3 protein-coding genes are annotated in these 7,545 nt (G+C 53.8%); 2 read left to right on the forward strand and 1 reads right to left on the reverse strand.

Translation table 11 applies throughout. The annotated features are described in order from the left end of the window. Positions 1-437: 437 nt before the first annotated feature. Positions 438-731 carry a peptidoglycan-binding domain-containing protein gene (locus tag H6F91_RS18520; RefSeq protein WP_190771774.1) on the forward strand — a complete coding sequence of 98 codons (294 nt, stop codon included), beginning with the start codon at positions 438-440 and terminating at the stop codon, positions 729-731. Between the two features lie 141 nt (positions 732-872). Next, complete coding sequence (locus H6F91_RS18525) at positions 873-2,900, forward strand: DNA polymerase III subunit gamma/tau (RefSeq protein WP_190771775.1); 2,028 nt, start codon at positions 873-875, stop codon at positions 2,898-2,900. Between the two features lie 238 nt (positions 2,901-3,138). Here the strand turns inward: H6F91_RS18525 and H6F91_RS18530 are convergent, their stop codons facing one another. Continuing rightward, positions 3,139-6,822 carry a Calx-beta domain-containing protein gene (locus tag H6F91_RS18530; RefSeq protein WP_190771776.1) on the reverse strand — a complete coding sequence of 1,228 codons (3,684 nt, stop codon included), beginning with the start codon at positions 6,820-6,822 and terminating at the stop codon, positions 3,139-3,141. Positions 6,823-7,545 lie beyond the last annotated feature (723 nt).

The following is a 7,545-nucleotide window of genomic DNA, read 5'->3' on the forward strand; positions in this document are numbered from 1 at the left end:
GCGGGCTTCGCCCGCTTCACTTACAAAATATTCTGGACAGTTTTTGTGAAACCCTTGATTTTGCGCGCGTGAAGCGCACGCAAAATCAAGGGTTTCACAAAAACTGTCCGAACTGATGTTACAAAAGTGGAATGCAACCTAGATATTCGTATCCATGTGGATAGTTTTGTAAATCTTTGATTTTGTGCGCTATATATAGCCTGACACAATCTAGCAAGCAAGGTTATTTGTGACAAGCCACGTGCACAACGTTTTTCACAAAGAACTCTGCCACTTCAAGCGTGTAGTACTACACACAATTAAGAGGCTATTTACTCGGTGCGGTAGGTACCTGAAAAGGGTACTCTTCATTCATTTTTTGGGAAACCGATGGGTGCAAGCCGTAACTAAGGAAGCAAGCAACAACGCTTCTCCGAATCACAAGAAGGACATCTATCATGCAAGCATCTGCCCCCAATACCCGCCCAGAAATTCTCTGCCACCAACTGCCAATTCTGCGCCGCAATGACCAACAAAAAAGAGCCGATGAAAATATCAAAGTTCTCCAACGGCTTCTGAACGGTTATAACTTCAAACTTCAAGTTGATGGGTTCTTTGGCGCTAAGACAGAAGCCGCTGTGATGACCTATCAAGAGCGAGGCAACGACCATAATCCCTACATGTTGGTTGATGGCATTGTTGGGCCTCAAACCTGGGAATCGTTGGGAGCTTGTATTATCGTTGGGTGTTAATTTCTCTAAAGGATTTCGGAGCAAGAGATAAACTCCTTGCTTTGTTTAGTTTTGCCAGAGCGAAACCAAATGGGGCTGTAGTTTTCCTGCGGAGAGGGGAGGCGATCGCTTACCCTGGATATAGGTTCTTTTGTTCGCCCTATGTCCTACGAGCCGCTGCACCACAAATATCGTCCCCAGACCTTTCGGGAACTGGTAGGCCAGGAAGCGATCGCCACCACCCTCAGCAACGCTCTGCGGCAGCGGCGGATCGCACCTGCCTATCTATTCACCGGAGCCCGGGGAACAGGGAAAACCTCCAGTGCTCGCATTTTTGCTAAGTCGCTGAACTGCCTCAGCTCAGACGCCCCCACGCCATCTCCCTGTGGAAAATGTGAGGTGTGCCGGGCGATCGCCCTCGGCTCTGCCCTGGATGTCATCGAGATCGATGCCGCTAGCAACACCGGGGTTGATAACATCCGCGAACTGATTGAACGAGCGCAATTTGCCCCCGTTCAGTGTCGTTACAAAGTATATGTAATCGACGAGGTTCATATGCTCAGTAATGCGGCATTCAACGCATTACTGAAAACATTGGAAGAACCGCCTAATCAGGTTGTGTTTGTGTTAGCAACCACGGACCCCCAACGGGTTTTAGCAACCATTATTTCTCGGTGTCAGCGATTTGATTTTCGTCGCATTCCCCTGGAAGCGATGGTGGCGCATTTGGGAACAATCGCTCAAAAAGAAGGCATTCCCATTACGGACGACGCCATTCAGTTAGTGGCGCAGTTGTCCCAGGGAGGCTTGCGGGATGCTGAAAGTTCGCTGGATCAGCTCAGTCTGCTGGATGGGGAGATTACCCCTGAGCGGGTTTGGGATCTGGTGGGGGCGGTGCCCGAGCAGGATTTGCTGGCTCTGATGGGGGCGATCGCCCAGGATCAACCAGAAGCCCTGATTGATCGGGTCCGTCAACTTATGGATCGGGGTCGTGAACCGAGCATTGTGTTGCAAAACCTGGCAAGCTTTTATCGAGATTTGTTAATTGCCAAAACCGCTCCTGACCGCGGCGACCTGGTTACAGTCACCGCGCAAACGTGGAAGGCCATGGTGGACTTTGTCTCTACCCTATCCGTCGCCCTCTTACAGCAAGGGCAGCAACACCTCCGGAGCAGTGAGGCGCAGATTCGCAACAGTGCCCAACCACGGTTATGGCTGGAAGTAACCCTGCTGGGGTTATTACCATCGGCGATGGCAACCGTTGCGCCAGTCCCGGCACCTGGCATTGCAGCGCAGGCGGGAATCCCTGCGACTCGGGTGGCTCCACCACCGACTCCCGTAGCCCCAGCCCCAGCGGCACAGGCGGCTCCGGCACCAGCACCCACTGCCCGTCCCGCTGCTACAAGCCCAAGTCCGGTAGCCGCCGCGTCTCCTCCCGCCGCGCCCGTCGCTAAAACGACAGCCCCACCCCCGGCGCCAGAAACCGATGCAGCTCCGGTACCGATGACGTTGCCGGAACCGACGCCCGTGGAAGTGGCTGCTACAGTGTTGCATCTGGAACAAACCTGGCAGCAGGTGCTGGGATTGGTGCAACCCAACTCCACTCAAATCTTGTTGCGGCAGCAGTGTTTTCTCCTAGCCTATAGTGGGCAGGAAGCCCGCATCGGCGTAAAAGCCGCACCCCTGCTAAAAATTGCCTCTAGCCGCCACGGCAATATTGAAGCTGCTTTCGAACAATATGCGGGGCACCGCGTCCGAGTCACACTAGAGGTAGCCGAACCCCTCCAACCCGGAACTCTCCCTACAACAACGGCAAAACTCAGCACTTCCGCTCCCACACCCCCAGCTCCGGCTACCCCCTCGCCTCCACGACCTGCTGTGATTGCAGAAGCCGTACCTAACGCTGGACGGGTGGCCGCGATCGCCCAACCTCCTGCCCCTATCGCAACTCCCGAACCGGATCGCCCAGCCGCTCTGGAACCCGAACCCATCTCCATGGCGCCGCCCCCCATTGCTTCCCGGTGGGATGAAGACCCTCTGGTGCGAGCCGCCAATAACGTGGCGTCGTTCTTCAACGGCCAGGTGATTCGTTGGGATGAGGCCGATGTGTTACCTGGTGGCAAGCTACCCGGAGATGACTGGGCCGACGAAACGTCTCTGGGGGATGAAGGGGATGATGTCCCCTTCTAACGCATATAGACTTCCTGCACGAAGTCTACTGTTTTTGTGAGTTGGAGAAGCTGGCTACACCAGCTTCTCCAACTCACAAAAATAGAAAACCTCAGTTCGAGATAAGCCAAAATAAGCGTTTTCGAGTGCCGCGCGTTGCGCGGCACTCGAAAACGCCCTTAACCCGAACTCAGGTTAGAAAAATGGGCATCGCACAAAGTGCGACGCCCATTCTATTTGTGAAGCCTGGATTGAGACGTTACAGACCTGGATTATTGGAGTCTAAGGTCGTGTAAGCCCCTGTGATCGCATTCGGCAAATTCGGGACATTGTTGAAAATTGAACTACCAACACGCAGTGTACCTACTCCATTAAAGATTGCACCGCCTGAAAGCGATCGCAGACTCGATTGGTTGCCCTGGAAATCGGCAAAGCGCACCTCAACGGTGCCCTGGTTATTGTAGATACCGCCGCCAGAGCCATCCGTTCTGTTGGTGGCGAAAATAACCCGGTTATCTGCCGTACCCGTGATGTTCACGGTTGCTCCGGTGTTATAGAGGCCGCCTCCAGAGCTTTGGGCAAAGTTGTTCTCAAAAAGAGTCCCTTCAAACAGGTTGACGGTACCCGTCCCAATTCCCAGGCCGCCCCCAGAGGCTCCACCAACGGCCGTCGCATTATTATTCGAGACCGTTGTATTACGCAAGGTCAGGGTGCCGTTGCTGTGGTAGATACCACCGCCCAGGCTAGCTGCGTTGTTGCTGATAATCATACCTTCCAGGGTGAGGTTGCCCCCGTTGTTGAAGATGCCACCGCCATTGCCGTTGCTCAGCAGTCCACCGGAGACCGTCAACCCTCGCAGCGTGGCTGTAATCCCATTGTTGAGCTGGAAGATACGAAACTCAGTCGTACCGCTACGGCGCACTGTCAGGTTATCCGCGCCGGGGCCGTCGATGGTCATGTTGCGGGTGATCGCAGGTAAAGCCGAGCCCAAGTTGATCTCTCCATCCGCCCCCTGACCCTCAAACGTAATGGTGGGATTGGCAATGGATGCTGCAGTGTTAGCAGCCAGAATCGCCTGTCGCAGCGAGCCGGCTCCACTGTTGTTGGTGTTGGTCACGACACCATCGTCATTGAGGATCGTTCCTATCACGGCATCCGGGGTTGTGATGCCATAACCCGACCCGGCGGTCAGGGTCAGGTTAACGGTTTCATTGTTTTCGATAGTCAGCAGGTCAGCGGTGGGCAACAAGGTCAGGGTAGCCGCTTCCTGGCCTGGAGCAAAGGTGATGGAACCCGTGGTGCCATTAAAGGAAAATGTTTGACCCGTGGAGCTAACGGTGTAATCTCCAGTCTGACCAAAGAGTGCAGTACCGGCGGTGCTGAAGGTGACTGTCAGAGCACGCCCCGTAAAGCCACTCCGGGTGAAAGTGTAGACAATACCCTCGCCGCTATCCTCCCGAACGGCGTCAGAAACGCTGAGGGCAATGCTAGCGTCATCGTCTGTGATGGTGCCAATTACAGGCTCTGTTGTTTCGGCCACATAGCCATTCCCCTCTTGCACCTCCAGGCTAATGGTGCGATCGGGCTGAGGCTGAGAGTTAGGAGTGGGCCTGATAGTCAGCGTCCGGCTGGTCACTCCAGCGGCAAAGGTCACAGTGCCACTGGTGCTATTAAAGGTATAGGTGGTACCTGTTGGTGCCGTCACCTGGTAGTCTGTGCCGAGCGTAGCACTGCCCCCTACATTAAAATCCACCGTCACTGGGCGATTCAGGAAGCCGCCTCGGGTAAAGGTTACCGTTAGGGGAGCATTGCTATCTTCCAGCACGCTTTCAGGGGTGATCGCCACCTGGATGCTGCTATCGTCATTGGTAATCGTGCCCGTCGCCGTCGCGTTGCCCCCAACCAGATAAGAGCTTCCCTCTGTAACAGTTAGCACAACCGTTTCATCAGGTTCTACGAGGTTATCAGCCGTAGGAGTTAGGGTTACCGTCTTGGTGGTCTCACCCTCCGCAAAGGTAACGGTACCCGAGGTGCCGGTGAAGGTAACATCTGTAGAGTTGGTCGGGGCAGTATAGTCACCCTCAGGCCCAAACGTGGCAGTCCCCCCGACTGTGAAGTTAACGGTTGCCGTCTGGCCAGTAAAGCCACTGCGCGTGAAGGTATAAACCAGACCTACACCACCGTCCTCAAGAACACTGGTGGGTTGTACGGCAACAGCAACTTCGCTCTCATCGTTGCGAATAGTACCGACGGCTGGAGTTGTATCCGCCACATAGCCTGTACCATTGCTCAACCGCAGCGAAACAGTCTCATCCTGCTCCAGCAGCAGATCGGTCACGGGGCGAATGCGCAGCTCACGGGTTGACTGGCCTTCTGCAAAGGTGATGGTACCCGTGGTACCCGTCAGGGTAAAGGTTGTGCCGTCGGGCGCGACGACTTCATAATCATTCGTGGCTCCAGCGATCGCCGTTCCCTGAAGGGTAAAGCTGACCGTGATTTCACGCCCCACAAAGCCCGTACGCGTGAAGGTATAGACCAGATCTCCACCCCCATCCTCAAAGACGGCATCGGGGGCGATCGCCACACTCACCTGGGCCTCATCATCAACAATCGTCCCCGTTGCGGCGCCATCCCCTTCAACGGTGTAGCCCGTTCCCTGCTCCAGGGTCAGAATTACGGTCTCATCTTCTTCGGACACATTATCAACGCGCGGGGTTACCGTAATCGCCGCCGACGCCACTCCTGCCGGAAGCGTCACCGAGCCGGTGCCATCTGTTCGGATCGTGCCGCCTAAGACCGTATAGTCAACGCCACGAGACGCCGTTCCCCCCAGGCTAAAGTTAATGGTCAGAGGGTCACGAATAAAGGTGCTACGGGTCAGGGTAAAAATGATGGGTGTACCGCCATCCTCCCGGCTACTGGTGGGAGAAGCCGTTATTGTAACGGGCACAGATGGCGCGGGTACTGTTACCTGAAAGCTCCCTAAACTGCCTCCGACACTGTAGTTACCCTGGGTATCAAACACCTGACCTCGTCGCAATGTCACCTCATAGGTGCCATCCTCATTGGCATCCCAGGTACCACCAGGAGCATCCAATGTGTAGGTGGCCGTCACAGAGGTCGGGCTGTTGACCACAACGTTGGTAGCCCTCGCAAGCTGCTGGAAGCCATTTGGCCCTGTCACCAGGATGTCACGGTCATTAATGCTACGAGCATCAATGCCGCTAGCATCAGCATACTGAATGGTAAAAGTTTGGGTGGCAACGTCCGCCTGAGTAATGTTAGTCACCTGAAAATTAGCAAAGGTGGGCCGAGTCACGTCTCGCGCTGGCAACGTTGCCGAACGAAAATCAGTTGCTGTAATCAGCCGAGGAGCCACGCCGCGCAAAACGGCCAGATACTCTCCCGTCCCCCGTAGTCGAATAACCGTGCTGCCAGCAAGATTGCCCGTTCCCGCACTGATGATGAGCGATTGGAAGCGCAGTCCACTCGCGAGTTGAATGACGTCAGTGTTGTTTCTGAAGTCAAGAATTTGGTCGGCAGCATTCTGGTTCGCTCCGCCCCATCGTGGCGCAAGCACGAATGTGTCCTGACCCGCTCCCCCTACCAGGATGTCGGTGCCAATCCCCCCATAGATCAGGTCAGATCCTGCCCCCCCGTCAATGCGATCGTTTCCGGCATCGCCCGAGAGAATGTCATTGCTTGTACCGCCCAAAATGTTGTCGTTTCCAGCATCGCCATAGATAGTGTCAAGGCCATCACCACCATCAAGCTGGTCGTTTCCGCCGCCCCCCCGCATCAAGTCACGGCCAAGATTGCCATACATGACATCATTTCCGGCCTCACCCAGAACAATGTCGTTGCCATCTTCTCCAAAAATAAGGTCAGCCGAGGAAAGACCGACCAGAAAATCTGTTTGCTCAGTGCCAATGATGCTAGCCATGGACGATTTACCTTAACGATGTAATGAAAAGTGACGAGTTCAGCGGTACATAGGGCAGGCGGGAGCTACACACTGTCTCCAGGAGCCATAAATATTGAGTATTGCCCGTGTTATTTCAGAGGGCTGGGTCCCTCAAAGCTGTTTTTTTGATTTGAGCCCATGCTTCTGCAGCTTGAGGGGATAGAATTCGTGCTTTTTCAAGCTAGCGTTCTCATCCCTTAATAAGTTTAAAACGGGCTTAACTGGGGCATTTTTTCTGGTATTCAAAGTACTTCAACGTTTGGGATTCACTACGAAAAAATCCTACTGAATTCACTTTTAGGATTAAACTCTAGCAAACACAGCCCTCATGAGAGAGAAGTTCTAGCGTTTTTTAAACGTGTTATGCATGAAAAGTTTGTTTTTCTTAAAAATGATTCAGGCAGCAAACCATCCTCAGAATAATCTGCCTCTTATATATAGCAACAGCTATTAAACTTGCGCTATCTTTTTCTATGTTTGATACAGTATCTTCCGATTGGCTGAGAGAGATGGATGTGGAACTTCGTCCCACATCCATCTCTCTCAGCCATTCTCATTTTGGAATCCAATCCGAAAATAGCCCGCCTTCGGCGGACTATTTTCGGGCTTCAAAGCTGAGAGTTCGTGCCCGAAGGGCGCGAACTCTCAGCTTTGAAGCCCATATTGCTATAAAAAGCGCAGCAATTCTCATTTTGAAATCAG

The sequence above is a fragment of the Leptolyngbya sp. FACHB-8 genome (genome assembly GCF_014695575.1).
Lineage (GTDB): Bacteria > Cyanobacteriota > Cyanobacteriia > Elainellales > Elainellaceae > Vacuolonema.